28 protein-coding genes are annotated in these 26,321 nt (G+C 71.8%); 21 read left to right on the plus strand and 7 right to left on the minus strand.

Annotation, left to right across the window (positions count from 1 at the left end):
• Positions 1-19: 19 nt before the first annotated feature.
• The 4 genes from NE234_RS15995 to cydC are packed head-to-tail and all read left to right on the plus strand — an operon-like array spanning position 20 to position 5,536.
• Positions 20-1,186 (plus strand): cytochrome ubiquinol oxidase subunit I, encoded by a 1,167-nt coding sequence (locus tag NE234_RS15995; RefSeq protein WP_252781074.1) that lies wholly within the window; start codon positions 20-22, stop codon positions 1,184-1,186.
• 14 nt (positions 1,187-1,200) lie between these two features.
• The gene (locus tag NE234_RS16000) at positions 1,201-2,166 is read left to right on the plus strand and encodes a cytochrome d ubiquinol oxidase subunit II (RefSeq protein WP_252781075.1); all 966 of its coding nucleotides are present in this window, start codon (positions 1,201-1,203) and stop codon (positions 2,164-2,166) included.
• Positions 2,166-3,803 carry a thiol reductant ABC exporter subunit CydD gene (gene cydD, locus NE234_RS16005; protein WP_252781076.1) on the plus strand — a complete coding sequence of 546 codons (1,638 nt, stop codon included), beginning with the start codon at positions 2,166-2,168 and terminating at the stop codon, positions 3,801-3,803. Before NE234_RS16000 ends, cydD begins: the two co-directional genes overlap by 1 nt.
• Positions 3,797-5,536 (plus strand): thiol reductant ABC exporter subunit CydC, encoded by a 1,740-nt coding sequence (gene cydC, locus NE234_RS16010; protein ID WP_252781077.1) that lies wholly within the window; start codon positions 3,797-3,799, stop codon positions 5,534-5,536. Before cydD ends, cydC begins: the two co-directional genes overlap by 7 nt.
• On the opposite strand, the gene NE234_RS16015 is transcribed toward cydC, so the two are convergent.
• Both NE234_RS16015 and NE234_RS16020 read right to left on the minus strand, forming a co-directional pair.
• Entirely contained in the window at positions 5,520-5,768 is a 249-nt protein-coding gene (locus tag NE234_RS16015; protein ID WP_308206893.1) for a TFIIB-type zinc ribbon-containing protein, read from the minus strand. The genes cydC and NE234_RS16015 overlap by 17 nt on opposite strands.
• 110 nt (positions 5,769-5,878) lie before the next feature.
• Positions 5,879-7,468 (minus strand): hypothetical protein, encoded by a 1,590-nt coding sequence (locus NE234_RS16020; RefSeq protein WP_252781079.1) that lies wholly within the window; start codon positions 7,466-7,468, stop codon positions 5,879-5,881.
• A gap of 298 nt (positions 7,469-7,766) precedes the next feature.
• Here NE234_RS16020 and NE234_RS16025 point away from each other — a divergent pair, with 298 nt between their 5' ends.
• The 11 genes from NE234_RS16025 to NE234_RS16075 all read left to right on the plus strand — a co-directional run bounded on the left by NE234_RS16025 (position 7,767) and on the right by NE234_RS16075 (position 17,647).
• The gene (locus NE234_RS16025) at positions 7,767-8,495 is read left to right on the plus strand and encodes an IclR family transcriptional regulator (protein ID WP_252781318.1); all 729 of its coding nucleotides are present in this window, start codon (positions 7,767-7,769) and stop codon (positions 8,493-8,495) included.
• A gap of 209 nt (positions 8,496-8,704) precedes the next feature.
• The gene (locus NE234_RS16030; protein ID WP_252781080.1) at positions 8,705-9,571 is read left to right on the plus strand and encodes an NAD(P)-dependent oxidoreductase; all 867 of its coding nucleotides are present in this window, start codon (positions 8,705-8,707) and stop codon (positions 9,569-9,571) included.
• A gap of 88 nt (positions 9,572-9,659) precedes the next feature.
• Positions 9,660-10,802, plus strand: a complete 1,143-nt coding sequence (locus NE234_RS16035) for a ferritin-like domain-containing protein (protein ID WP_252781081.1) — start codon at positions 9,660-9,662, stop codon at positions 10,800-10,802.
• Between the two features lie 167 nt (positions 10,803-10,969).
• Positions 10,970-11,551: a septal ring lytic transglycosylase RlpA family protein gene (locus NE234_RS16040; protein WP_252781082.1), complete on the plus strand. Its 582-nt coding sequence runs from the start codon at positions 10,970-10,972 to the stop codon at positions 11,549-11,551.
• 345 nt (positions 11,552-11,896) lie between these two features.
• Complete coding sequence (locus NE234_RS16045; protein WP_252781083.1) at positions 11,897-13,048, plus strand: sensor histidine kinase; 1,152 nt, start codon at positions 11,897-11,899, stop codon at positions 13,046-13,048.
• Positions 13,045-13,710 carry a response regulator transcription factor gene (locus tag NE234_RS16050; protein ID WP_252781084.1) on the plus strand — a complete coding sequence of 222 codons (666 nt, stop codon included), beginning with the start codon at positions 13,045-13,047 and terminating at the stop codon, positions 13,708-13,710. The genes NE234_RS16045 and NE234_RS16050 overlap by 4 nt, the downstream gene beginning before the upstream one ends.
• A gap of 93 nt (positions 13,711-13,803) precedes the next feature.
• On the plus strand, positions 13,804-14,685 hold the full coding sequence (locus NE234_RS16055) for an ABC transporter ATP-binding protein (RefSeq protein WP_252781085.1): 882 nt from the start codon (positions 13,804-13,806) through the stop codon (positions 14,683-14,685).
• A 51-nt stretch (positions 14,686-14,736) separates the two neighbouring features.
• Positions 14,737-15,483: an ABC transporter permease gene (locus tag NE234_RS16060; RefSeq protein ID WP_252781086.1), complete on the plus strand. Its 747-nt coding sequence runs from the start codon at positions 14,737-14,739 to the stop codon at positions 15,481-15,483.
• Complete coding sequence (locus tag NE234_RS16065; protein WP_252781087.1) at positions 15,480-16,637, plus strand: sensor histidine kinase; 1,158 nt, start codon at positions 15,480-15,482, stop codon at positions 16,635-16,637. Before NE234_RS16060 ends, NE234_RS16065 begins: the two co-directional genes overlap by 4 nt.
• Before the next feature lie 31 nt (positions 16,638-16,668).
• On the plus strand, positions 16,669-17,274 hold the full coding sequence (locus NE234_RS16070; protein ID WP_252781088.1) for a response regulator transcription factor: 606 nt from the start codon (positions 16,669-16,671) through the stop codon (positions 17,272-17,274).
• Between the two features lie 139 nt (positions 17,275-17,413).
• Positions 17,414-17,647: a hypothetical protein gene (locus NE234_RS16075; protein ID WP_252781089.1), complete on the plus strand. Its 234-nt coding sequence runs from the start codon at positions 17,414-17,416 to the stop codon at positions 17,645-17,647.
• A 76-nt stretch (positions 17,648-17,723) separates the two neighbouring features.
• Here NE234_RS16075 and NE234_RS16080 read toward each other — a convergent pair whose 3' ends face one another.
• From NE234_RS16080 to NE234_RS16085, 3 genes are all read right to left on the minus strand, one after another.
• Positions 17,724-18,743, minus strand: coding sequence for a BtrH N-terminal domain-containing protein (locus NE234_RS16080; RefSeq protein ID WP_252781090.1), 1,020 nt, complete (start codon positions 18,741-18,743; stop codon positions 17,724-17,726).
• Between the two features lie 89 nt (positions 18,744-18,832).
• On the minus strand, positions 18,833-18,928 hold the full coding sequence (locus NE234_RS45940; RefSeq protein WP_406567008.1) for a DUF397 domain-containing protein: 96 nt from the start codon (positions 18,926-18,928) through the stop codon (positions 18,833-18,835).
• On the minus strand, positions 18,925-19,770 hold the full coding sequence (locus tag NE234_RS16085) for a helix-turn-helix domain-containing protein (protein ID WP_252781091.1): 846 nt from the start codon (positions 19,768-19,770) through the stop codon (positions 18,925-18,927). Before NE234_RS16085 ends, NE234_RS45940 begins: the two co-directional genes overlap by 4 nt.
• 91 nt (positions 19,771-19,861) lie before the next feature.
• Here NE234_RS16085 and NE234_RS16090 point away from each other — a divergent pair, with 91 nt between their 5' ends.
• The 3 genes from NE234_RS16090 (at position 19,862) to NE234_RS16100 (ending at position 21,203) form a co-directional block, all read left to right on the plus strand.
• Complete coding sequence (locus NE234_RS16090; protein WP_252781092.1) at positions 19,862-20,185, plus strand: hypothetical protein; 324 nt, start codon at positions 19,862-19,864, stop codon at positions 20,183-20,185.
• 79 nt (positions 20,186-20,264) lie between these two features.
• The gene (locus tag NE234_RS16095; protein ID WP_252781093.1) at positions 20,265-20,693 is read left to right on the plus strand and encodes an ATP-binding protein; all 429 of its coding nucleotides are present in this window, start codon (positions 20,265-20,267) and stop codon (positions 20,691-20,693) included.
• Between the two features lie 192 nt (positions 20,694-20,885).
• Positions 20,886-21,203, plus strand: a complete 318-nt coding sequence (locus NE234_RS16100; RefSeq protein WP_252781094.1) for a hypothetical protein — start codon at positions 20,886-20,888, stop codon at positions 21,201-21,203.
• A gap of 72 nt (positions 21,204-21,275) precedes the next feature.
• Here the strand turns inward: NE234_RS16100 and NE234_RS16105 are convergent, their stop codons facing one another.
• A complete protein-coding gene (locus NE234_RS16105; protein WP_252781095.1) occupies positions 21,276-22,310 on the minus strand; it encodes an SDR family oxidoreductase in 1,035 nt (344 codons plus the stop codon).
• Positions 22,311-22,435: 125 nt separating this feature from the next.
• On the opposite strand from NE234_RS16105, the gene NE234_RS16110 reads away from it, so the two are divergent.
• The 3 genes from NE234_RS16110 to NE234_RS16120 all read left to right on the plus strand — a co-directional run bounded on the left by NE234_RS16110 (position 22,436) and on the right by NE234_RS16120 (position 25,602).
• Entirely contained in the window at positions 22,436-23,008 is a 573-nt protein-coding gene (locus NE234_RS16110) for a TetR/AcrR family transcriptional regulator (protein WP_252781096.1), read from the plus strand.
• A 221-nt stretch (positions 23,009-23,229) separates the two neighbouring features.
• Positions 23,230-24,867 (plus strand): ribosomal protection-like ABC-F family protein, encoded by a 1,638-nt coding sequence (gene abc-f, locus NE234_RS16115; protein ID WP_252781097.1) that lies wholly within the window; start codon positions 23,230-23,232, stop codon positions 24,865-24,867.
• Positions 24,868-25,023: 156 nt separating this feature from the next.
• Positions 25,024-25,602, plus strand: a complete 579-nt coding sequence (locus NE234_RS16120; RefSeq protein ID WP_252781098.1) for a biotin transporter BioY — start codon at positions 25,024-25,026, stop codon at positions 25,600-25,602.
• 69 nt (positions 25,603-25,671) lie between these two features.
• Here NE234_RS16120 and NE234_RS16125 read toward each other — a convergent pair whose 3' ends face one another.
• Positions 25,672-26,295, minus strand: a complete 624-nt coding sequence (locus NE234_RS16125; protein ID WP_252781099.1) for a TetR/AcrR family transcriptional regulator — start codon at positions 26,293-26,295, stop codon at positions 25,672-25,674.
• Positions 26,296-26,321 lie beyond the last annotated feature (26 nt).

The following is a 26,321-nucleotide window of genomic DNA, read 5'->3' on the forward strand; positions in this document are numbered from 1 at the left end:
GACCGGACCTGGAGGACCGTTGAGCACCCTGGCGCTCGCCCGATCGTTGTTCGCCCTCACCGCGGGGACGCATTTCCTGTTCGTCGCGCTGACGCTCGGCCTCGCGACGCTCGTCGCGATCATCCAGACCAGGGCGGTGTTCGGGGGCGGCGCCGTGCACGTGCGGATGGTGCGGTTCTGGGGTCAGTTGTACGTCATCAATTACGCGGTGGGGATCGTCACCGGGCTGCTGATGGAGTTCCAGTTCGGACTGGCCTGGCCGGGTCTGGCGGATCGGGCCCCCGGTGTCTTCGGGACGCCGCTCGCCCTGGAGACCCTGGTCGCCTTCTTCGTCGAGGCGACGTTCCTCGGGCTGTGGATCTTCGGGTGGGACCGGCTCAACCGCTACGCCCACCTGGCCCTGATCTGGATCGTCACGCTGACCGCGTACGCGTCGGCGTACTTCATCCTCGTCGCGAACGGCTTCCTCAACCACCCCGTCGGATACGTACGGACCGGCGGCGGGCTGCGCGTCGACTCCGCCGGCGCGCTGTTCACGAACCCGGCGGCGCTGCTGCCGCTCGCGCACGTCGTCGCCGGAGCCTTCCTGACCGCCGGGTTCTTCATGGCCGGGATGAGCGCCTGGCACCTGTTGCGCTCGCACGAGCCGGAGTTCTACCGCCGGTCGCTGCGGATCGGCCTGATCGCCGTCCTCCTCGGCATCCTGCCGTCGGCGGCGTCCGGCGGCCTGCAGTTCCCCTACGCGCCCCACGCCGCCGGCGTCCACCCCCTCAGCGGGCTCGCCGCGGAGACGATGATGGCGGCCTGGGCGTGGATGTTCGCCGTGGCCCTCATCGCGCTGGTCAAGCTGCCGTTCACCGGCTGGCTCCTACGCGGGCGGATCTTCCTGCGCGTCGTGACGGCGACGCTGCCCCTGCCGTACGTGGCCATGCTCGCCGGGTGGATCTACCGCGAGACCGGGCGCCAGCCCTGGCTGATCTACGGCGTGCTGCGCACCGAGGACGCCGTACGCCCGGTCGGCCACGGGGCGATGCTCGCGGCGTTCACCGGCGTGACGGTCCTGTTCGCGGTTCTCGTCGTCGTGAACGTCACGCTGCTCCGGCGGTACGCGCGGCTCGGCCCGGACGGCGCCGCGCTCGGCCGGTCCGAGCTCCCCTCCCGGCCCGAGCCCGTCCCCTCCTTCTGACCCGGAGCGCACTCGTGGACACTTTCGCGTTCTCCCTGCTCGGCTTCTTCGTCGTCGGGTACTTCCTGCTGGCCGGCGCCGACATCGGCGTGGGCATGCTGCTGCCGTTCCTCGGCCGCGACCGCCGGCTGACCCTCGCGGCGATCGCCCCCTTCTTCCTCGGCAACGAGGTCTGGCTGGTCGCCTCCGCCGGCCTGCTGACCGCGCTGTTCCCCGCTCTGGAGGCCGACCTGTTCGGCCGGGCCTGGGGCGCGCTGATCGTCCTCATCGCCGCGTGGATCCTGCGCGACACCGGGCTGTGGCTGCGCGGCCGTCAGGCGGGGCGGACCTGGCGGCGCGTCTGGGACGGGGCGATCGTCGCGGGCAGCTGGGGCGTCGCCGCGTCCTGGGGCGCGACGATCGGCGTGCTGATGGGCGGCGGCGGGCTCCTGTTCGCCGGAACGACGTGCGGCCTGTTCGCGCTGCACGGCGCGGTCTTCGCCGTCGTACGGCTCGGCACCGACGCCGCGCGCGCGGTGGCGCGGTGGGTGGTCCGGGCCGCGCTCCTCGCCGGCGTGCCCTGCGCCGTCGGCGCGGGGACCGACGACCTCGGCAGGACGGCGCCCGTCGCGGTCGCGCTGGCCGCGGTGCTGGCCGGCGCGTGGATCGCGCTCGCACGGCCCGGCGCCGCCGAAGGCCGGACGCGGGACGGATCGGCGCGGGACGGCCGGGAGCGAAGCGGGTCGGCACCGGACGGACCGGCGCGGGACGGCCGAGAGCGGAGCGGGTGGACGCGGAACGGGTGGGCGCTGGCGGCGTCCGCGCTCGCCATCACCGTCGTGCCGCTCCTCGGCGGGCTGAATCTGCCGCACGTCTCCCCCGCGGACGACACCACCCTGACGCTCACGGTCATCGGCCCGCTGGTCCCGGTCCTGCTCGCGGCGCAGGCGTGGGTATGGTGGATCTTCCGCGGCCGGGTCGAACGGCCGTCGTACCTGTGATGGCCTACCTGCTGTTCGCGCTCGCGCAGGGCCTGCTCGTGGTGGCCCAGGCCGACCTGCTGTCCCGCGTGCTGGCCGGAGGCGCGCCGCTGCTGCCGCTGACGGCGGTCCTGACCGGCCGCGCCGTCCTCCTCGCGGGACAGGGCGGCGTGTTCCGGTGGACGGCGGCCCGGCGCAAGGAGGAGCTGCGCCGCCGGCTCCTCCGGGCCGGCGGCCCGGCCGCGGACGTCACGCTGCTCGGCCGGGGGCTCGACGCCCTCGACCCGTTCTACGCCGGATACCTCCCGCAGCGGTACGCCGCCGCGGTGATCCCTCTCGCGGTGCTCATCCGGCTGGTGGCGGCGGACTGGCCCTCGGCGCTCGTCATCGCCGTGACGCTGCCGCTCATCCCGGTGTTCGGCGCGCTCGTGGGGTGGCGGACCAGGGAGGCGACCCGGCGGCAGTGGGGGCTGCTGCACCGGCTGGGCGGTCACTTCCTCGACGTGGTCACCGGGCTGCCGACGCTCCGCGCGTACGGCCGGGACGAGGCGCAGACGGAGGTGGTCCGTGCCATGGCCGACGGCCACCGGCGGGCGACCGTGCGCACCCTCCGCATCGCCTTCCTGTCGTCCTTCGTGCTGGAGGTCATCGGCACGCTGTCGGTCGCGCTGGTGGCGGTGCCGGCCGGGCTCCGGCTGCTGAACGGCTCGATCGGCCTGCGGACGGCCCTGCTGGTGCTCCTCCTGGCGCCGGAGGCGTACCTGCCGCTGCGGCTCCTGGGGACCCGGTTCCACGCCGCCGCCGAGGGGCGCGCCGTCCTCGACCAGGTGGCGGAGATCCTCGCCGAGCCGGACGCTCCGCGCTCACTCGTCGGAACGGAGGAACGGGCCGGGCCCGCGGCGAAGCTGCGGGAGTCGGGCGATCCGCGCCCGCCCGCGGCGAGCGAGCGGCCCCCGGCGGTGAGCGAGCGGCGGGCGGCGGTGAGCGAGCGGCGGGCGGCGCGGATCGAGGTCAGGGACCTGGTCGTCCGCTACGCCGGCGCCGGCGCGCCGGCCCTCGACGGCCTGTCGCTGACCGTCGAGCCGGGTGAACGGGTCGCGCTGTCCGGCCCGAGCGGCGCCGGCAAGACGACCCTGCTTCGGGCGGTGCTCGGCTTCGTCGTCCCCGAGAGCGGCCGGATCCTCGTCGACGGCCACGACCTCGCCGAACTGGACCTGACCGTGTGGCGCAGCCGCGTCGCGTACGTGCCGCAGCGGCCGCACCTGTTCGCGGGCACGGTGGCGGACAACATCCGTCTCGGCCGGCCCGACGCGGAGGACGACGCCGTACGCGCCGCCGCGGAGGCCGCCGCCGCCCACGAGTTCATCACCGCGTTGCCGGGCGGGTACGACGCGCCGATCGGCGAGCGCGGGCTCGGCCTGTCCACCGGGCAGCGGCAGCGCATCGCGATCGCCCGCGCCCACCTGATGGACGCGCCGATCGTGGTGCTGGACGAGCCGACGGCGCGGCTCGACCTGGCGGCCGAGGCGGCGGTCGCGGACGCGGCCGCCCGGCTGCTCGACGGGCGTACCGGGCTGCTCGTCGCGCACCGCCCGGCGCTGCTGTCCATCGCCGACCGCGTCGTCCGCCTGAACGGACGGGAGGTGTGCGCGTGCTGAGACGGCTGGTCGAGAGGCGGGAAGGGCTGCGTCTGGCCGGGGCGGTGGCCGCCGGTACGAGTGCCGAGTTCTGCACGGTCGCGCTGACCGCGACGGCCGCCTGGCTCATCGCGCGGGCGGGACAGCATCCGCCGTTGTCCGCACTGGCCCTGGCGATCGTGGGCGTCCGCGCGTTCGCGCTGTTCCGGGGCGTCCTGCGCTATGTGGAACGGCTCGTCGGGCACGACGCCGCCCTCCGCGTCCTCGCCGGTCTGCGCGTCCGCGTCTACGAGGCGCTGCGTCGTTCCGCCGATCCGGCCGAGGAGACGTCGCCGGGAACGCCACGGGACGCGGACGCGGTGCAGCGGATGGTCGCCGACGTCGAGTCCGTTCAGGACCTCCTGCTGCGCTGCCTGCTGCCCGCCTCGGTCGCGTGGCTCACGGGCCTGGCCGCGATCGCGGTGACGGCCGTCCTGCTGCCTGCGGCCGGCGCGGTCCTGGCCGTGGGTGTCGTGCTCGCCGGGGCCGGTTCGCCGGCCCTCGCCGCCCTCGCCGCGCGGGCGGACGCCCGCCGCGCCGCCGAGGCCCGCGCCGACCTCGCGGTCCACGCCCTCGACCTGGAACGCGGCGCGGCGGACCTCGCGGCGTTCGGCGCGACCGGGCGCTTCACGGCCCGCGCCGAGGCCGCCGCCGGCCGGCTCGCGCGGCTGGAGCGGCGGGCCGGGGCGGTCGAGGCGGCGGTCGCGGCCCTCGGCACGGCCGTTCAGGGCGCCACCGTGCTCGCCGTGCTCTGGACGGCCCGCCGGAGCGGCGCGGACGGCGTCCTGGTCACCGTGCTCACGCTGACCGCCCTGGCCTCGGTGGACGCGGTACTGCCCGTCGCCGAGGCCGCCCGGCGACTGTCCGAGGTCCGGCCCGCCGCCCTCCGGGTCCTCGACCTGCTACGGGCCGGCGGGCGGCCACGCCCTCGCCGGGTGTTCGTCCCGGCTCCGGTCCTGCGCCCGGCGCTCGACCTGCGCGGCGTCCGCGTGTCGTACGTACGCGACGGAGGCGGCTCCGCCCCGGCGCTGGACGGCGTCGACCTGCGTGTTCCCGCCGGACACAAGCTCGCCGTGGTCGGCGCCAGCGGCGCGGGCAAGAGCACCCTGATCGGCGTCCTGACCGGCGAGGTCAGGGCCGCCGAGGGCGTGGTCCTGCTGGGCGACGCGCCGCTGGACGCGTACGATCCGCGTGACGTACGGGCGACCGTGCGCGGCCTCACCCAGGACGCGCACGTCTTCAACGCCTCGATCCGGGCCAACGTGGCGCTGGCCCGGCCCGACGCCACCGACGCCGAGGCGGCCGACGCCGCACGGCGAGCCGGCCTGCTCGGCTGGATCGAGACGCTGCCCGAAGGCTGGGACACCCTCGCCGGCGACGCCCGATCGTCCGGCGGGCAGCGGCAACGGCTGCTGCTCGCCCGCGCGCTGCTGGCCGATCCGCCGATCCTGGTCCTGGACGAGCCCACCGAGGGCCTCGACCTCGCGACCGCGGACCGGCTGATCACGGACCTGCTCACCGACCGGCGCACGGTCGTGCTCGTCACTCACCGGCTCGCGCCCCTCGCGGCGGCCGACGAGATCGTCGTACTCGACCGTGGCCGGATCGTCCAGCGCGGCACCCACCGCGCCCTCACGGAAGTGCCCGGCCCTTATCAAGATCTCTGGGCGGCGGAAAGCCGCCCGGGCACCGTCCCCGCTATTCCGCGGGAGTGAAGATCTGGTGCATGATCCCCCGCCGGTGGCGGCCGTGGTAGGACCCGGCTCCGTCGGTGTCGGCGTCCAGATTGGCCAGGTAGTCGCTCTCGGCGTCGATCAGGCGTTCCAGCTCCCCGCGGTCGAGGAAGACGCCGTGACAACCGACGCATTCCTCGATCATTACCCCATTACGTTCCCGAACGTCCCATTCGCCGGAACACTTCGGACACGTCATCCCCGTCGCAGCCATTGCGGCTCCCCTGTGAACGAATTCGGCGATCAGTAAGACTAATAACGATCGCCGTAAGAGGGAACGTTTTTGGCTCGCCGCTTATTTGATCATGATGGCTCCGGAAGACCTCAGCGGGTGGGGCCCAGCACCTTGGGCCTGATCGACCGCATCCGCCGCCGCAACGGCTGCACGACCCGGTTCCGTCGCAGGATCACCAGACTGGCCAGCCACAGCAGAAGCGTCTCGGCGGCCACGGCGACCCCGAGCGCGGCCGTCCAGGATCTCCGGCCCTCCCGGGCACCGGTCGGTGTGACGGTGGTCAACTCGGACGTGCCCTCAGGCCGGGGCGGCATGGCCGCCGGCCCGAGCTCGACACTCGGCAGCACCGGCGTGGTCGGACCCGCCGACGGCCGCCCGGAGGCGCTCGCCCCCGGAACGACGGGAGCGGCGGCAACGGCCGGACCGGGCTGGGGCACGGCTGCGGCGCCCGCGTCCACACCCACCCCACCGACCGGCCCGACGAGTTCGGCCGGTGGAACCGGCGGTGCGGGTGGAGCGGGTGGAGCCGCCGCCCCGGCCGGCGCCGGCGTTCGCGCGTGCGCGGGCTTGAGGGACTTGGCGGCCGGACCGCCCTTCGGAGACGGCCGCACCGCTCCGGTCGCGGCCGGCCCGCCCTGAGGCCGGCCCGGAACCCGCAGCCGGGCGGGAACGGAGGCGGGACCCTGCGGGTGGGCAGCACCCGGGACAGAAGGCCGGGCTCGGAGGCCCGCGGCCGGCGGGCGGGGCGTCCGTCGTGGCGTCGTCGCCGGAGCGGCGCTCCCCGGGACGCTCGACGGCCCGCTGCTCACCGCACCGCTCGACGGTCGGGCGCTCCCCGGTCCGGCCGGTGACCCGGTGGCCGTCGGGACCGCGGCGCCGGACGCCGGGCCGGGAGAGGGGGAACCGGACACCACGGCCTGTGGTGACGTGGACGGCGATGCGGTGGCCGGCGCCCGTACGGACCGGGTGTCGCCCGCCTTGTCCTGCGACGACGGGAGCTGCGAGGACGGGGCCGGGGGCGACGGCTCCGATGACGCGAGTGGCCTCAGATTCACCGTTGCGGCGGAGGCGCCTCCTGCCGGTGAGGCGGCGGCGTGCAGGCTCGGGTCCGGCGCGGCACCGGCCGAGACCGCCGGTGCGGGAGTCGCCGGGACCGGGGCCGGCCGGGTGAGGCCGGCCGAAGGCCGGACGGTCCGCAGCAGGGCCACCGAACGATGCGAGGCGTTGGTCGCGCTCGCCTCCACGGTGACGGGCGGCTCGCCGCGGAGGAATCCGTTCGTCCGTATCCGCACCCGGAGTGTCCGCGCGGCGGCCAGGTCGCCGAGGTCACAGTGGAGCACGGTCGTCGACCCGCTCGTCACGCAGGGCGTCGCGGGCGGCTCCCAGGCCGCCGGTCCCTCGGTCGTCAGCACCAGCCGTACGCCGGTCGCCGTGCCGCCGGCCGGCCGTACCCGGACCGCGTACTCCACCACTCCGGGCGTCACCGCGGCGACCTCGACCGAGGCGTCGAGGCTCACGTCCCGTACCGGCGCCGCCGGCCTGATGACCGCCGCGCCGGTCGGCGCGGGCGCGACCAGCGCCGACGCGGGCAGCGCCGGCTCCGGAAGCGGGATCCGCCACGCGATCGCCGGAACGGTCACCGCGGCCGTACCGACGGCGGCCAGCATCGTCCTGGACACCGGCTTCACAGCTGTACCCCCACGAACGCCTGTCGGCCTCCGGGGGGACGGGCCGGGAGCCCGTGAGGCGATCGTTCCCACTACTACCGCACGATCGCGGAGCGTAACCACGGCCGGTGAGCGTTTCAGCGAAGCCGAACCTTGTTTCTACACTTTCCGTCAGGTGTCGAGAGGAGTCCGCGTGGCGACCGAGGATCCGGGGATGCCGTCCGCGCACCCGCCGACCGCGCTCCCCGCCGGGGAACGAGCTGCCGGGGAACGGCCCGCCGAGGCGCCGGTGGAGCGATCCGCGTCGGGCGTGCGCTCGCTGGAGCGCGCCTTCGAGCTGCTCGAGCATCTGGCGGACGCGGGTGGCCAGCTGGCCCTGACCGAGCTCGCCGAGGTGTCCGGGCTGCCGATGCCGACCATCTACCGGCTGATGCGGACGCTGGTGAACCGCGGGTACGTCCGGCAGGGGCCGTCCAAGCGGTACGCCCTCGGTCCACGGCTGATCCGGCTCGGGGAGACCTCGGAGCGCCTGCTCGGCTCGTGGGCACGCCCGGCGCTCGCCCAGCTGGTCGACGAGGTCGGTGAGACGGCGAACATGGCGCTGCTGGAGGGCGACGAGGCGGTGTACGTCGCGCAGGTCCCGTCACGGCACTCGATGCGGATGTTCACCGAGGTGGGACGGCGGGTCCTGCCGCACTGCACCGGGGTGGGCAAGGCCCTGCTGGCGCAGCTGCCCGAGCCGGTGGTCCGGGAGATCATCGCCCGTACCGGCATGCCCGCCTACACGCCGCACACGATCACCGATCCGGCGGCGCTGGTGGAGGAGCTGGCGCGCATCCGGCAGCGCGGTTACGCCCTCGACGAGCAGGAGCAGGAGATCGGGGTGCGGTGCGTCGCCGTCCCGATCACGGACACGCCGACTCTGGCCGCCATCTCGGTGTCCGGGCCGCACGGCCGGCTGACCAACGAGGTGATCGAGGAGGTCGTGCCCATCATGCGCCGCGCCGCCGGGCAACTCGCCCGGCGCCTCTCCGCCTGAGCCCCCGCCTCTCCGCCTGAGCCCCTGCCCCTCCGCCGGAGCCCGGTGCCTCCGCCGGAGCCCGGTGCCTCCGCTGGAGCCCCCGTCCCTCCGCCGGAGGCCCCATGCGAACCCCGTCCGGGCCCTGGCTGCGGCCCGGGTGAAAGGCTGTAATCGGAAACGCCGGTTGATATCGGATCATGTGTCCCGGCCTGGGTAGAGGAGTCGCCATGGATGAGCTCACCGTCGCCGTACTCGGAACCGGGATCATGGGCGAGCCGATCGCCCGCAACCTGCTGCGCGCCGGATTCGCCGTGCGTGTGTGGAACCGTACCCGTGCGAAGGCGGAGCCGCTCGCGGCCGACGGCGCACGGGTGTGCGACGAGCCCGCCGAGGCCGCCGACGGCGCCGAGGTCGTCATCACCATGCTGCACGACGGCGAGGCCGTCGAGAACGTCATGGCCGGCGTGCTCCCGGCGATGGAGGAGGACGCGGTCTGGGCGCAGATGAGCACGGTCGGGGCGGAGGCCGCCGACCGTCTCGCGGACCTGGCCCGCAAGCGCGACGTGCGCTTCATCGACTGTCCGGTGCTGGGCACCCGCAAGCCCGCCGAGGACGCGGCGCTCGTCGTCCTGGCCGCCGGTGCCCGGGACGAGCGCGCGGATCGGGTCTTCGACGCGATCGGCTCCCGTACGGTCCGGGTGGGCGAGGGCACCGAGGCGTCCCGGCTGAAGCTCGTCCTGAACAGCTGGGTGCTCGCGCTGACCACGGCCACCGGCGAGGCGATCGCACTGGCGGAGGCGTTCGGGCTGGATCCGCGGCTGTTCCTGGAGACGATCGCGGGCGGGTCGCTCGACTCGCAGTACGCCCAGATGAAGGGCAAGGCGATCCTGTCCGGGGAGTTGCCGGCGAGCTTCAAGGCGATCGGCGCCGCCAAGGACGCCGGTCTGGTCGCGTCCGCCGGCCGGGCGGCGGGCGCGCGGCCCCGGGTCGCCGAGGCCGTGCGCGACCAGCTGCGGCGGGCCGTCGAACTCGGCCACGGCGACGAGGACATGGCGGCCGTCTACTACGCCGCCCGCGCGTCCGATTCGGAGTGAATATCGGGTACGACCTTCACGAGGCGTGCTTTACGTGCTACCAACAAATGTAAAGCCGATCCCTCGGGTCCCTCGGGAGGTTCCCCCGATGACGATGCGCGACCGCTACACGAGCCCTGTTCCCGACGGCACCTGGGACGTGCCCGCCTCCGGCGCGGCACGGTTCACCTGGGAGTACGAGGACGGCCGGGACCGCCTCCTGGCCCTCTACCAGAAGGGCAAGGATAAGCAGTGGGACGCCCAGAAGCGCATTGACTGGGACCTGCCCGTGGACGTCAACAACGTCGCCGGGTTCCCGGAGGAGTTCAACCCGCTGGTCGGGTCGGACGTCTGGGACCGCATGCCCCAGGAGGCGCGCGACGAGTTCGGCCGGCACCAGGGCGCGTGGCTGTTCAGCCAGTTCCTGCACGGTGAGCAGGGCGCGCTGACCGTGTCGGCGCGAATCGTCGAATCCGTGCCCGACCTCGACTCGAAGTTCTACGCCGCGACCCAGGTCATGGACGAGGCCCGGCACGTCGAGCTGTACAAGAAGTTCGTCGACGAGAAGCTCGGCATGTACTACCCGATCAACCAGGACCTGGCCAAGCTGCTGGAGGAGTCGCTCACCGACGGCCGCTGGGACCTGCCCTACCTCGGCATGCAGGTGCTGATCGAGGGCCTGGCCCTGGCGTCCTTCGGCCTCTACCGCGACATGTCGACCAACCCGCTGGTCAAGCAGCTCCTCGCGTACGTCATGCAGGACGAGGCACGGCACGTGGCGTTCGGCCGGCTCGCGCTGAAGGACTACTACGCCGAGCTCACCGAGAAGGAGCGGGCCGAGCGCGAGGAGTTCGTCGTCGAGGGCTGCTACCTGATGCGCGACCGCTTCAAGGGCAAGGAGATCTTCGAGACGCTCGGCATGCCGGTGAAGGAGTGCATGGCCTACGTCGACAACGGTCCCGTGTACCAGCTCTACCAGTCGCTGCTGTTCAGCCGGATCGTCCCGTGCGTCCGCGACATCGGCCTGTGGGGCGACAAGGTGCAGAAGGCGTACGCGGACATGGGCGTGCTGGACGCCGCCAAGGGCGACCTGGTCCAGCTCATGAAGCAGGACGAGCAGATCGCCGAGGACATCGACCGGGCCAAGCACGAACAGGAGCTGGCCGAACGCCGCGCGGAGGTCCAGGCGGCGATCGCCGAGGGCGCCGCCGAGGAGGAGGGCGCCGTCGCTCTCGAGGGCGCGGCCGAGTAGCTCCGGGGTAACCCCGACCGAAAACGGCGAGTCAGCCACGATCACGGTCGGTAGCCGCCTATCGTCGGGAACTCGCGCGCGGAGCCTCGGCGTTCCGCGCCCGATCGGGCCGTCGGCCGGGTTCCGGCCGGTGGCCCGATGTCCTGTTCCCTACCGAAGGACGCTTCGTGGGTGGTTCCGGCCGGCATCGCCAGGTTCACCGATCCGCACGTCTCCGTACCGGTCTCCTGACCGCCGCCGGGCTCGCCGCCGCGACGCTCGCCGCGACCGTGGCGACCCTGATCGGATCCGGGCGGTCCGCGCCACGGGCGGACGTCGGGGCGGCGGTCGTCCCCGCGGCCCCGCCGCACCTGCCCGGACGGGCGGCTCGTGCGCTCCGCCGTGTCCCGGTCCGTACCCGGCCCGTACGGCGGCGGGCGGCGCGGAGGCCGGCCCGCCGGGCGCCGAAGACGAGGGTCCTGGGCGGCGGCAGCTGTGAGGCGTCGTTCTACGCGGCCGGCCCGGCGACCGCGAGCGGCGCGCCGTACGACCCGGAGGCGCTCACGGCGGCGCACCGCACGCTGCCGATGGGGTCGCGGGTCCGGGTGACCAACCTGAGCAACGCCCGCTCCGTCGTCGTCCGGATCAACGACCGCGGCCCGTTCGTCCCGGGCCGGTGCCTCGACCTGTCCGCGGCGGCGATGCGGGCGATCGGCGGGGTCCTCTCCGGGGTGATCCCGGTGCGGTACGAGGTGCTGGCGGCCGTCTGACGGGTTCGCCGGGGAGTGTGCCGGACCCGGGCATGTGAACGCCCGCGACCGGCCCCTTCCCCCAAAGAAGCACAGCTCGCGGGCGTTCACCTTCGCAGCCTGGACGGGTACAGATCCAAGGCCTGCGGATCCGGCCGTTTCGTCGTGTCCCCCGTTGAATCCCCCAATTCATCACGACGGTCCGGCCGTACAAGGTGGTCCGTGGTCTTGCATTAGCTACGCTATGTGAGACGCACAGGGCATTCCGTCCACCCCTGGTTGACACTTCTCCGTACACCCCCGGTTGACCTGCGGCTTTGCCGTGTTTTGGGGTTGACGAGACATGTAACGACCGATGATCGGAATGTGGCTGTGAGGGGATCCACGGCGCGGGCCGGGAGGCCCGTCACTCCGGCCGACATGATCCTGTCGGCCGGGGTCTTCGCCGTGTCCATTCTGTTCATTTACGGAAAAAAGGATCTAAGGTTCGAGATACCGCTGAGCGGAGCCAGCGCGGCCCTGTTGCTGGCGAAGAAGCGCCTCCCCCTGGTGACGCTCGCCGGCTGCCTGCTGTTCACCGCGCTACTCGCGGTGCATCTGCGGTGGTCGTACCCGATGACCCCGGCGACCTTCATCGCCCTGTACGCGGTCGGCCGCTACTGCTCGCGCGGCACGGCACTGGCCGCGGCGGTCGGCACGATCATCATCGGGTTCACCCTCTCCGAGTTGATCGCGAATATCCCCTCCTACACGCTGCGCAACGTCCGTGACCTCGGCTGGGTGGTCTTCGCCGTCCTCGCGGGCGCCTGGGTGCAGACCCAGCGGGTCTACGTCCGCGACGTCGAGGAGCGGGCCGAGCGCGCCGAGCGGGAACGCGACGAGGAGGCGCTGCGCAGGGTCGCGGAGGAGCGGGTGCGCATCGCACGGGAACTGCACGACATCGTCGGGCACGCGCTGATGTCGATCAACGTGCTGGCATCGGTGAGCTCCCGCATCGTCGAGCGCAATCCAGGGGCGTGCCGGGACGCGATGGGTCAGATCAAAGGGGTCAGCAACTCGGCCCTCCGGGAGATCCGCAGCACGCTGAGCCTGCTCCGCGAGGGCACCGCACCGCTCAAGAACCCCGAACGCGGAATCGAGGACCTGCCCGTGCTGATCGAGCAGGTGCGGCTCGGCGGCCTGCCGGTGACCTTCAAGTCCTACCTCGACGACCGGAAGATTCCGGCGATCGTCGGGTTCACGGTGTACCGGATCATCCAGGAGAGCCTGACCAACGTCTGCCGGCACGCGAAGGACGTCACCAAGATCGTCGTCGCGATCGCCTGCGCGAACGACCACCTGGACGTCTCCGTCGTCAACGACGGTGCTCCGGCCACGCCCAGCGAGGGCGGCGGAATCGGCATCCAGGGAATGCGCGAACGCGTCACCGCGATCGGCGGCCGCCTGGACACCACGGCGCTTCCCGGCGGCGGCTTCCGCGTCCACGCCCGTCTGCCGTTGAAGGAGACATCCGCATGACGATCCGCGTCCTGCTGGCAGACGACCAGACGACCGTACGGGCCGGGTTCCGTATGCTCATCGACTCCACCGAGGACATGCACGTCGTGGCCGAGGCGGGCAACGGCGTCCGCGCCGTCGAGATGGCCCGCGCCGTCGTTCCGGACGTCGTCCTCATGGACATCCGGATGCCGGGCATGGACGGCATCGAGGCCACCCGCCGGATCACCTCCGACCCGGCGCTGCCCGACGTGCACGTTCTGATCCTCACGACGTTCGAGCACGACGAGTACATCTTCGGCGCCCTGCGGGCGGGGGCCGCCGGGTTCCTCCTCAAGGACACCGACCCGGACGACCTTCTCGAGGCGATCCGGGTGGTCGCCTCGGGAGAGGCCCTGCTGGGCCGCGGCCTGACCCGCCGGGTGATCAAGGAGCTCGTCGCCCAGCCGGAGCACCCGGAGCCCGGCGGCAAGGACCTCGAGGTGCTCAGCGAGCGGGAGCGGGAGGTCCTGCTGCAGATCGCGTACGGCCTCACCAACGAGGAGATCGCCGCCAAGCTGCACCTCAGCCCCGCCACCGCCAAGACCTACGTCCATCGGATCATGACGAAACTGCACGCCCGCGACCGGGTGCAGTTGGTGATCTTCGCCTACGACCAGGGGCTCGTACGGCCCCGGCCCTGATCAACGGCCCTGGATCGGCGATGACAAATGTCATCGCGAACCCAGGATCGGGCACACTAGGGCGCTGACCGGCGCGAATCTAACGTTCTTTCCATGAACGCCATCGCCTTCACCGGGGTCGCCAAGAGCTACGGAGCCGTCCGCGCCGTCGAGGGGCTGGACCTCACCATCGAGGACGGCAGCACCGTCGCGCTGCTCGGCCCGAACGGAGCCGGCAAGTCCACCTCGATCGGAATGCTGCTCGGTCTCGTACGGCCTACGGCGGGCGAGATCAGCGTCTTCGGCGAAACCCCCGACGCCGCGGTCAAGCACGGCCGGGTCGGTGCGATGCTGCAGGACGGCGACCTCATCCCCGGGCTGACCGTCCGCGAGGTCGTCTCCTTCGTCCGCGGTCTGTACCCCGACCCGATGCCGCTGGAGGAGATCCTCACGCTGGCGAACCTGACCGACCTCGCCGGCCGCCGGGCCGACCGGCTCTCCGGCGGGCAGGCGCAGCGGGTCCGGTTCGCGATCGCCATCGCCGGCGCGCCCCGGCTCCTCGTGCTGGACGAGCCCACCGCGGCGATGGACGTCGAGTCCCGCCGGTCGTTCTGGGCGAGCATGCGGGAGTACGCCGCCGCCGGCCGGACCATCCTGTTCGCCACCCACTACCTGGAGGAGGCGGACGAGAACGCCGACCGGGTCATCGTCATCGCCCGGGGCCGGGTCGTCGCGGACGGCACCCCCCAGGAGATCAAGGCGGCGGCCGGGGCCGGGACCGTACGGTTCACGATCGGCGACCAGCCCACGGCCGGCCTGGACGCGCTGCCCGGCGTCAGCGCCGTCGACGTCCGCGGGCCGGTCGCGCGGCTGCACACCACCGACCCGGACGCGACCGTCCAGGCGCTGTACGCCACGGGCCTGCGGGTCACCGACCTGGAGGTCAAGGGCGCCGATCTGGAAGACGCCTTCCTCTCCCTCACCCACGACCGCTGACTCCGGCTTCGGCTTCGGCTTCGGCTCGGCTCGGCTGAAAGGACGCATACGATGCTTCGCTACCTGGGCCTGGAGATCCGGCGCATGTTCCGTGACCGGCGCTTCGTCTTCTTCACCATGGCCATCCCCGTCGTCTTCTACCTCCTGTGGTCCAACACCTTCGGCAAGGGCCCCGGCACGGTCGGCCACACCGGCCTGGACGCCAAGACGTACCTGCTCGTGTCGATGGCCTCCTTCGGGGCGGTCGGGGCCGCACTGACCACGACGGGAGCCCGGCTCGCCGGCGAACGGCAGAGCGGCTGGCTGCAGCAGCTCCAGGTGACCCCGCTGCGCCCCTGGGCGGTCATCGTCGTCAAGACGCTCGCGTCGATGTTCCTGGCCCTGCCCGCGATCGTCCTGGTCGGGCTCGCCGCCGCGCTGACGCAGCACGTCCACCTGTCGCCCGGTGAGTGGGCCGCGATGATCGGCCTCATGTGGCTCGGCACGCTGCCGTTCGCCGCGCTCGGCACCCTGATCGGCTCGCTGGTCGGCGCCGACGCCGCCCACCCGGTCACGCTGGCCTGCTACTTCGGCCTGTCGATCCTCGGCGGCCTGTGGATGCCGGTCGACTCGCTGCCCAAGGCCCTGCGCCAGGTCTCCCACTGGCTGCCGTCCAACCGGTTCGCCCAGCTGGGCTGGAGCGCCGCCGGCGGGCACACCCCGGCCGCCTCCGACGGCCTCGTCCTCGCCGGCTGGGCGCTGGTCCTCGGCATTCTGGCCATCGCGGCCTACCGCCGCGCTACCGTTCGATCTCGATGAACCCTTTCTTCCCCGAAGGCGCCGGCGGGACGAGTCCGTCCCGCTGGCGCCGTCTCGTCGGGATATCGGTCGGCATGGTCTACCTGGTGGTCTGGCCGCTGGCCGACGTGAGCCACGAACGCTCCACGACCCGCATCGTGCTGTCGGTCCTCGCCCTCCTGAGCTTCGTGGCGGCCTTCCTCGCGCTGGCCATCGGCAACCGGATCTGGTCCGGGGCCACGACGCGCCGTACCTATGTCCTCCTCGGGATCGTCACGGCCATGGCCGTCGGCTACCCGCTCCTCTTCGGTCAGGAGTGGGCGGGGATGCCGATCTACCTGGGCGTCGGGTACGCGATGACGCTGCCGCCCGCGTGGGCGATGCGCGGGGTCCTCGCCGCCACGGCGCTGACCTTCGGGCTGTGCGAGATCACCCACGTCTCCGGCGGCACGGTGTTCCTGCTGACCTTCCAGACGTTCACCATCAGCCTGATCATGTTGAGCTTCCGCGGCAGCCGGATCCTGATCGCGCAACTGCAGGAGGCGCGCAGTGAGGTCGCCCGGCTCGCGGCGAACGAGGAGCGGCTGCGCATCGCACGCGACCTGCACGACCTGCTCGGCCACACGCTGTCGCTGATCGTTCTGAAGAGCGAGGTCGCGGTCCGCATCGCCGACCGCTACCCGGCCAAGAGCCTGGGCGAGATGAAGGACATCGAGACCGTCGCCCGGCAGGCGCTGACGGACGTCCGCGCGACGGTCAGCGGCTACCGGCGGCGCGACCTCTCCGAAGAACTGGACAACGCCCGCGGGGTGCTCGTCGCCGCCGACATCGAGCCGTCGATCAGCACCTCCGGCACTCCCCTGCCGGACGGGGTCGACGACCTGTTCGCCTGGGCCGTCCGCGAGGGCGTCACCAACATCGTCCGGCACTCCCGCGCCCGTACCGCCGGGATCTCGGTCAGCCGCCTCGGTGCGGGCGCCGTCCTCGAGATCACCGACGACGGGGCGGGCCCGGCGGCGAGCGAGAGCTCCCCGGGCGTCGGCGGCAACGGCCTGACGGGGCTCGGGGAACGGGTCGCGCAGGTCGGCGGGTCGGTCGAGTCCGGTCCGGGCCCGGACGGCGGTTTCCGGCTGATCGTGCGCGCTCCGCTGGACGCGCCGACGCCGGCCGCGTGAACAGCTCATCGTTCGTCGAAGAGGAACACGGATGATTCGCGTACTTCTGGCCGAGGATCAGGGCATGGTCCGCGGCGCGCTCGCCACCCTGCTCGGCCTCGAAGAGGACATCGAGGTGGTCGGCGAGGCCGCCGACGGCGATGAGGCCCTGACCGTCGCCGAGCGGACGCGCCCCGACATCGCGCTGCTCGACATCGAGATGCCCGGCCGGAACGGCATCGACACGGCCGCCGCGCTCCGCACGGCCCTGCCGGACTGCCGAGTGATCATCCTGACGACGTTCGGCCGTCCGGGGTACCTGCGCAGCGCCATGGAGGCGGGCGCGTCGGCCTTCCTCGTCAAGGACAGCCCGGCACGCGAACTGGCGGCCGCGATCCGGCGCGTGCTGGCCGGCGAACGCGTCATCGACCCGGCGCTCGCCGCCGCCGCGCTCAGCGCCGGCCCGAACCCGCTGTCCCCCCGCGAACGCGAGGCGCTCACCGCGGCGGCCGACGGCTCGACCATCGGCGACGTGGCGCGGAAGCTGCACCTGTCGGAGGGGACGGTCCGCAACTACCTGTCCGCGGCCATCCGCAAGACCGGTGCCCGCAACCGCATCGAGGCCGTCCGCGCCGCCCAGCGCCAGGGCTGGCTCTAGATCGACTTATTTTCTGACGACGTGAACCGGTCTTCTGTCAGGGCCGTATGCCGAAGTAGATGACCTTCGAGCCCTCCATCCCGGGCTGGAGGGCTTGGGGGCCATCGACCGGCTTGTCATCGTCAGAAGGGATTCACGCATGATCCGCAAGGTCTTGCTGCCGCTGGGCCTCGCCGCAGGCGTCGCCGGCGGTGTCCTGTTCTCCGCAGGCTCGGCCTCCGCCGCGACCTTCGTGCCCGGTGGGGTCTACCCCTCGCTCCAGGCCTGCGCGGACGCCGGCAACGCGGGCTTCCCGCAGCACCGCTGGGTCGGCTGGCACTGCGACCCGCTCGGCTACGGCCAGTACGAGCTCTGGGTCCAGCCGACCTACTGATCTGCCCGTCGGCGCCGTCCTTCCCGCCTGCGCGGGGAGGACGGCGCCGTTCCGGCGGTGCCGCCCGGCGGCTTGGTCAGGCCCCGAGTCCGCTCAGCGCCTGCATGGCCTCCCGCTCCAGGCGTGAAAGACCGCCGAGGATGGTGCCCGCCTGGACGAGGCACCGCGCATCACCCGATTCACCGGCCTTCGTGATCAGTGCCGCGACCTCCGTCCACAGGATCGCCGCCTCGGTGTACAGCCTGTGGCCCGTACGCAGCCGGCCGCTGTCGAGCAGCAGGGCGCATTCGGCGAGGAAGTCGCGGTAGAGGTTACGGAACAGGGCGCCGCCGGTACCGGCCTTCTCCATCAGGAGGGCGGCCTGCGGCAGGTCCCCCTGCGGGTCGTCGGCGCGCTGAAGCCAGGTGCGCACCAGCGTGCCGGCCTTCTCGATGCCGCGGTGGCCGAGGTTGGCGATGGGCGGGTTGAGGAAGGCCTCGGCGCAGGCGGTGATGGCGGGGACGATCCGGTCGTGCGGGGACGGCGGGTCACTCGGGGCGGTGAGGGTGAACGACCGGTGCCTGGCGGTCATCGGACCGCGCGCGGCCCTGGCCCGGGCGAGGCCGGCCAGGCTCGTGGACACCGCTCCGCCCTGCTGGTCGGTGTCCACCAGGTAGGCGTCGTGGTCGTCGTATCCGTACATCGCGACGACGTGCCCGCCGAAGTGCACCTTCGAGGTGAAGTAATCCAGGTGGTGGCTGTCGAGCTGCAGCCCGACCGGGCGGCCCGCGTCAATCAGGGCCACCACATGCTCCCAGGCCCTGCGGGGAGACGTGGTCTCCCGGACCAGAAGCTCCAGCCCGAGCCGGGCGGCCAGGTTCCTGGTGAGTTCGAAAGGCTTGACCCGTCCCCCGAGGAACGGGAAGCCCATGTTCTTACCGTCCCAGTAGACGAAGGACAGACCGGAGCCGAGGCCGAAGAGCATGGGCTCGGACAGATCGAGCCCCTGGTGCCTCAGCAGCACCCCCAGAGCCGACGTCTCGCAGTGCTGCGTCCCTCGGGCATCGAGGTCGATCACCATGGCCATGCCGCGCTCTCCCGGAGGTTCGTCCTGCACGGCATCATCGTGGCCTCTCCCCCTAGGGGAGAGTCGAACGCCGCACCTGCAGAGCCCCTCCGGCCCTCATGACCACCTCTGCGGCACGGCTATCCGCACACCACGGCAACCTCGACGCACTGGTTGCCTTCCGTATCCGACCTGCTACTCTTTCGCCAGTCCACAGCAGATGCGTCCGAGTTCATCCGCTCATCTCCGTGATCGCCTTTTTGATGAGCGTAACCGAGGTTGTCTCGTCCAGGGCGTCCTCGATCATTTGTCGGAAGTCGGCGTGGAACCCAGCGACCTCATCGGCGTCATGGAAGTAACGCTCGCCGACGCGATTCTCACAGAGGACCACATCGGGATCGACCGATCCGGCGAAGGTGAGAATCACGAACGGGTTACCGGCCGCTGGATACAGACCGGCGTCGTACGGCAGGACCCGCAGGCTGACATTGGGCAGGTCCGCCGCCTCGATCAATCTCTCCAACTGACTGCGCATGACCTCCGCCCCTCCAGCTTGCCGATGTAGCACGGCCTCGTCGAGGAGCGCATGCAGTTCGAGCGGATTGTCACCTTGTAGCCGTTCTTGGCGTTTGAGCCGTACGGCGATCCGTCGTTCGACCTCTTCGGGCGGAACGGTCAGACTGGAGGCGCGAACCACCGCGCGGGCATAGTCCGGCGTCTGGAGCAGTCCCGGCACCTTGCTCGGCTGGTAGTTGCGAACCAGTGTCGCTTCGGCCTCCAGTTGGATGTACGGGCCGGGTAGCAGGTCGCGGTAGGACGACCACCAACCGCCCCGTTTGCGCGCGTTGCGGCCGAGGTCGAGTAGCTGTTCAGCGGTCTGGGCGTCGGCCCGGAAAAGTGCCAGCAGTTGGCGTAGGTCGCTGATGCTCACCGAGCTTTGGGCGTTCTCGATCCGGACGATCTTGTTGCTCGAGACCTCCAGGTGGGTAGCGACATCCTCCTGCGACATTCCGGCCTTAAGGCGCAAAGCTCGCAGTTCTCCGGCGAGTCTCCTCCGCAGTACGAGGGAAGCGCTCATTTTCTTACCTACCACCTTGTTATCTCTGAGTCGGTCGTCTACCGTGACGGCGACCACATGCTGTCACGACTCAGTTACGGATAGGTGAGAAATGGTCGAAGACGGCCTCCCAGCGTCCGGATCCGGCAACACGATCCAGACCAGGGGATCGATCGCCGCGCATCTCGAAGCCCTCGCGGAACGGCTGCGGGAGGAGGGGTGGTACGCGCGGGTCATCGCCTCCGAGGGGCAGGCGGCCTTACTGCGGGTGGTGAACCCGCTCGCGCCGCCGCTGAACGACGACCTCTCGCTGCGGCGGGACCAAGCGGGGCTGTGGTGGTTCTGCTGGTCGTTCGGCGACCGGATCGCCCACGTCGACAACCTCGACATCGCCGCCGCCCGCATCACCCAGGTCCTCGGCCACCCCGAACCCTGAACGAGCCACCGCGGCGGCCGAGGTCTTCCCCCCGATGCCCGGCCGCCGCGGTCACCCACACCTTCTGGAGGTCCCCGGCATGTCCCCCGAGTGCACCGCCGACCCATCGCGCGAGCAGCAGTGGTCCTGCCGTCTCGACGGCGACCCCTACGCCGTGGTCACCGCCCGCTCCCTGGCCACCGCCGTCCTGCTCGGCTGGAACGCCGACCTGGTCGAGGACGTCGTCCTGGTCACCAGCGAACTGGTCACCAACGCCATCGCCCACGCCGCCGCCCCCGTGACCTTCGCCCTCACCGCCCGGAAAGGGGTCAAGGCGGCCATCGTCATCGACGTCACCGACGCCTCACCGGACCTGCCCGTGCAGGACCTGCCCGGCGAGGTCGGCCACTTCGGCCTGTGGATCGCCGAAGAACTCGCCCGCGTCACCGTCCACCCGGCCCCACCCGGCAAGACCGTACGCGCCACCTTCGACGTCCGCGACGCAAGCCTCCTACCGCCGGCTCCCTAGCGCGATGACCACGAACGTTCGCCGGAAGTGGCCGGCCGTGCCCGTCGCAGCCGAAGGATGGGATCTTCATCGGCGCTGTCACCTGAGCAGGGATTTGTTCCTGCTGGAGTTACAGCCTCGGATCGCTTGGGGCAGCCCGGCGAGGTCGGCCACTTCGGACTGTGGATCACCGAAGAAGGAGAGACTTGGCGTATGGACATCAGGGGGTACGGGGCCAACCGCCCGTACGCGACACCGGAGTCGCTAGAGGAGCTGACCGGCCCGGTCAGCGGCCGGATCACCCTGCCCGGCCATCTCGACTCGGGCCCTCGCCGTACCTACGACCTCGACGAACCATCGGACGTCCGGCTCCTGTACATGCGCGTCATCCGCGAAAGCTCCACCGTGGACGATCTGCGCCGGCTGCTGAACGTCCGTCTGCTGCGGCGGGTATGGGCCGCCCTTGTCCTTCCACCCAGGGTCCGCAGGATGTGGGAGAGCCGGTTCTCCGACCTCCACCGTGCTGCTTGATGGACGATTTCCACCGCCGCTTGGCCCGGTGAATAATGACACGTCGATGCGGGCGGCCCCGGTTGGCGTACTTCAGTGATGTTCGATCAGTCCGCGTTTCACGAGGCTCTCGCCGGTGGCGATCAAGGCGTCTTCGGCGGAGCGCGGCCGCCATCCCAGGACGTCGCGGGCCTTGTCGTTGCTGAGCGGCTTGAACACGCCCAGGTCGTGCACCATCGGCCGCGCCGACGAGCTCACCAGGGCGAGGGCGCGGACGGCGAAGTCGGGGAGCACCCGGGTGGGAACCCGCTTGCCGGCGGCGCCGAGGCCGTCCCGGAGGATGCGGGCGATCTCGGACACCCAGAGTGAATCGCCGGCCGTGGCGAGGAAGCGCTCTCCACCGGCCGCGGGGTCGGTCATGGCCCGTAGCTGCAGGTCCGCCACGTCGCGTACATCGACGATCCCGAAGGAGAGGCGCGGCAGAGCGGGCATTTCCCTGTTGAGCAGGCTCTGGATCAGCAGGACCGAGGTGGTCGGGGGCCCGAGCAGGGGCCCCAGGATGCCGACGGGGTTGACGACCGCGAGCTCGACGCCTTTGCCTTCGCGTTCGACGAAGTCCCACGCCGCACGCTCGGCCAGGGTCTTCGATCGCTGATATGCCCCGACGCCGGGGCCGTCGGGATCCGTCCAGTCGAGTTCGGTGAACACGTGGTCCACGCGGGCGTGACCGTAGCCGATCGCCGCGAACGACGAAGTGAGGACCACCCGCTGGACGCCCGCATCGCGCGCGGCGCGCAGGACCCGAAGTGTGCCGTCCCGCGCCGGGACGATCAGCTCGTTCTCGTCGCGCGGAGCCTGCGCCGGGTACGGCGATGCCACGTGCAGCACATAGGTGCAGCCGGCGACGGCGGAGGACCACCCGTCGTCGGCGGTGAGGTCGGCCTGGACGAACTCCACGGCGGCGTCGTCGCCGGCACCGCCGCTGCGCAGCATCGCGCGTACGTCCGGCGAGCGCCGGAGGTCCCGGACGGTGGTTCGCACGCGGTAACCGGCCTGGAGCAGCCGCAGGATGCAGTACGCGCCGAGGAATCCGGTGCCTCCGGTGACGAGCACGGTGTCGTCGCTCATGTGTCTCACCCTTTCCGGTGCGGCCCGCTCGTACGGGGCGTACGCACCTTCCGGCGAGGACCGTAGCACAGGAAATGACCACACGGTCATTTTTTTATGACCGTGCGGTCAGATAGGCTGATCCCATGCCAGCGACGCGCCCCGACGACGTCCCGGTCACTCCGAAGGGACGAGAGACCAGGGAGAGACTGCTCGACGCCGGCGAGGTGGTGGCGGCGCGTCACGGGCTCGCCGGTCTGAGCGTCGCCGCGGTGACGTCCCAGGCCGGAGTGGCCAAGGGCACCTTCTACGTCCACTTCACCGACCGCGCGGCGTTCATCGCGGCGATCGAGCGCCGCTTCTACGACCGCGTCGGAGAGCAGGTGCTCGCCGCCGTCGCATCGCTGGACCCGGGGCACGACTTCCTCGTGGCCGCCGTCGAGGCGTACCTCGACGCGTGCCTGGCCAACCATGCGGTCAAGGCGCTGATCCTCGAATCACGCGCGCACGCGGAGCGCGGCGCGTTCTTCGCCGAGCTCCTCGACCGGTTCGAAGCACTCGTGGCCCCCAGCATGGAGGCGATCGGCATGACGCCGGTGGGCGTCCACGTCCGCCTTCTCATCGCGCTCGCTTCGGAGACGGTGCTCATCGAGCTCGACAGCGGAAGCCGGGTCGACGCGGCACGCGACACCGTCCGGGCGATGCTGCGAAGCGCCTGAACGAGCGACCGTGCCCGGCTCTGAGACCGCTGGTAGGGTGAACGTTCGAGTAGCCCCGAATCAGGGAGACAGACGTGGTTGGTGACGACGACATCTCCGGCTGATACCCGGATGTGACGGCCACCGGCGTGCGCGTGGAGCGCCGCCGGCGTGGCCATTCGGTCGTTCTCACCAATCCCTGCGGGTGTCGTGTCCCCGCGCCTGAACTTGAGGGCTCTGTCATGTCCGACGCTTTCATCGTCTGCTCGAACCTGTCCTTCTCCTGGCCCGACGACACTCCCGTCTTCCAGGACCTGTCCTTCTCCGTGGGCGGCGGCCGTACGGGCCTCGTCGCGCCGAACGGCGCCGGGAAGAGCACCCTGCTCAAGCTGATCGCCGGTGAGCTCCGGCCCGGTGGCGGCACGGTGTCCGTCGAAGGCGTGCCGGGGTACCTCCCCCAGACGCTGCCGCTGACCGGGGACCTGACCGTGGCGGAGGTCCTGGAGGTCGCGCCGGTGATCCGTGCGATCGACGCCATCGAGGCCGGGGACGCGAGCGAGGAGAACTTCGCGGTCGTCGGTGACGACTGGGACATCGAGGAGCGCACCCAGGCGCAGCTCGACCGGCTCGGCCTCGGAGACGTCGCCCTCGACCGGTGCCTGCGCACGCTCAGTGGCGGCCAGATCGTCTCGCTCGGGCTCGCGGCGCAGCTGCTGAAGCGGCCGGACGTGCTGCTGCTCGACGAGCCGACCAACAACCTGGACCTCGACGCGCGCCGCAGGCTCTACGCGGTCCTGGACGACTGGAAGGGCTGCCTGCTGGTGGTCAGCCACGACCGCGCGCTCCTCGACCGCATGGACCGCATCGCCGAGCTCGACCGGGGCGAGGTCCGCTACTACGGCGGGAACTTCACCGCCTACGAGGACGCCGTACAGGCCGAGCGCGAGGTCGCCGAGAAGAACGTTCGCAGCGCCGAGCAGGAGGTCAAGCGGGAGAAGCGGGAGATGCAGCAGGCCCGGGAGCGGGCCGAGCGCCGGGCCTCCAACGCCGCGCGGAACCTCCAGAACGCCGGTCTGCCCAAGATCCTCGCCGGCGCGCGGAAACGGCGTGCGCAGGAGTCGGCGGGCAGGGCGGACGAGACGCACGCCGCGCGGGTCGCCGGGGCCAGGGCCCGGCTCGACGAGGCGAGCCGGGCGCTGCGCGACGACCAGAAGATCACGCTGGAGCTGCCCGGGACGAACGTTCCGGCCGGGCGGACGGTGTTCGTGGGCGAGGGGATGCGGGTCCGCCACGGCGAGCGCGCGGTCTTCGCCGGAGACGGCGTCGACCTCATCATCCGGGGTCCCGAGCGGATCGCGCTGACCGGGCCGAACGGCGGCGGCAAGTCCACTCTGCTGCGCCTGATCGGCGGTGAGCTGGATCCGGACGGCGGCACGACCCGCCGGGCCGACGGCCGGGTCGCGTACCTGTCCCAGCGGCTCGACCTGCTGGACCCGGACCGTACCGTGGCGGAGAACCTCGCCGCGTACGCGCCCGGGATGCCGGAGTCGCAGCGGATGCACCTTCTCGCCCGCTTCCTGTTCCGAGGATCACGCATCCACCTTCCGGTCGGGGTGTTGTCCGGGGGCGAACGGCTGCGCGCCACCCTGGCCTGTGTCCTGTTCGCCGAGCCCGCGCCCCAGTTGCTGCTGCTCGACGAGCCGACCAACAACCTCGACCTGGTCAGCGTCGGCCAGTTGGAGAGTGCGCTGAACGCCTACGAGGGCGCGTTCGTCGTGGTCAGCCACGACGAACGGTTCCTCGCCGAGATCGGAGTGAGCCGCTGGCTGCGGTTGTCCGACGGCCGGCTGCTGGAGACGGGCGCGCCCACGGAGGACTGAGATCTCGGGCGCCCACCGAGGATTGAGACTTCGAGCCGCCGCCGAGGGCGACCGGTTACAAAGCCGGGGGGCCATCTTTTGGCGGAGCCGCCGCGCGCTCATCATCGACCTTGGAAGGGACAATGAGCGCGATAACCCTCGAAAGGGAGGTTCTAGGTGTCCAACTCGCAGGCTGTGGCGACCCGTCCGGCCGTCCTCGGCGACCTCGTGCCGGGCCGGCTGGTCCGCGACGTCGCGCTGGTCGTCGGCGCGGCGGTCTTCGTCGGACTGGCCGCCCAGGTCAGCGTGCCGATCCCGGGCACGCCGGTGCCGGTGACCGGCCAGACCTTCGCGGTCCTGCTGTCGGGGGCGGCGCTCGGGTTCCGCCGTGGCGCCCTCTCGATGGCGCTGTACACCCTCGCCGGCATGGTCGGCGTGCCGTGGTTCTCCGACGGCACGTCGGGCTGGCGGATGGCGTCGTTCGGTTACATCCTCGGCTTCGTGCTGGCGGGCGCGGTCGTGGGCGCCCTGGCCGCCCGTGGCGGTGACCGGTCGCCGGTGCGGACCGTGGGCACGATGGCCCTCGGCCTCGCGGTGATCTACGCCGTCGGGGTGCCGTGGCTGATGGCCTGGACGCACAGCGGCCTGGGCCAGGCCCTCTCGATGGGCGTCCGGCCGTTCCTCGTCGGCGACGCGATCAAGATCGCGCTCGCCGCGGGCCTGCTGCCCGGCGCCTGGCGGCTCCTCCGCCGCTGACGCGCCGCGCAGGCGATGAGGGCCCGGTCTCCGTTCCGGAGGCTGGGCCCTCGTCCGTTCGGTCCTCGTTCAGCGGTCGCCGAGGTGGTCGGCCAGGTAGCCGTGGATCAGGCGCTCGACCTCGGCGAGGAGCGCCGGGTCGCCGTCGGGGTCGTTGCGGAAGGCCAGCTTGAGCACCGCGTCGGCCGCCTCGACGGAGACGGCCAGCGCGCGGGTGAAGTCCCCGTCGTCCGGCAGGTCGAACACCGAGACGAGGAGCGTCTTGAGCCGGTCCGCGACGACGGCGTTGTTCTCGGCCGCGACGTCCAGCAGGTGGACGTCCGCGATGTCGCCGAAGCGCAGCACCCGAAAGCCCGGGACCGTACGGTGCATCCCGACGAAGACCTCGATGACCGTGCCGACGGCGTCGTACCAGTGCTCGTACCTCCGCTCGGCGAGCGCCCGCCCCACCCGCTCGCCGAACATGTCCAGGTTGCGGAGCGCGAGCTGCTGGGCGATCGCCTTCTTGTCGGGGAAGAACTGGTAGACCGAGCCGATCGCGACCTCCGCCCGCTGGGCGATCTTGGTGGTGGACAGGCCGTCGTACCCGGACTCGTCGAGGATCTCCGCACACGCGTCGAGCATGCGCTGGACGCGTTCGGCGCTCCGTCGTTGCGCAGGTCGGCGGCGCAGCGCCGAGCTATCCGTCGTCACACGTCCAATCATGCCTTTTCCGGCCC

The sequence above is a fragment of the Actinoallomurus rhizosphaericola genome (assembly GCF_024055675.1).
GTDB lineage: Bacteria > Actinomycetota > Actinomycetes > Streptosporangiales > Streptosporangiaceae > Actinoallomurus > Actinoallomurus soli.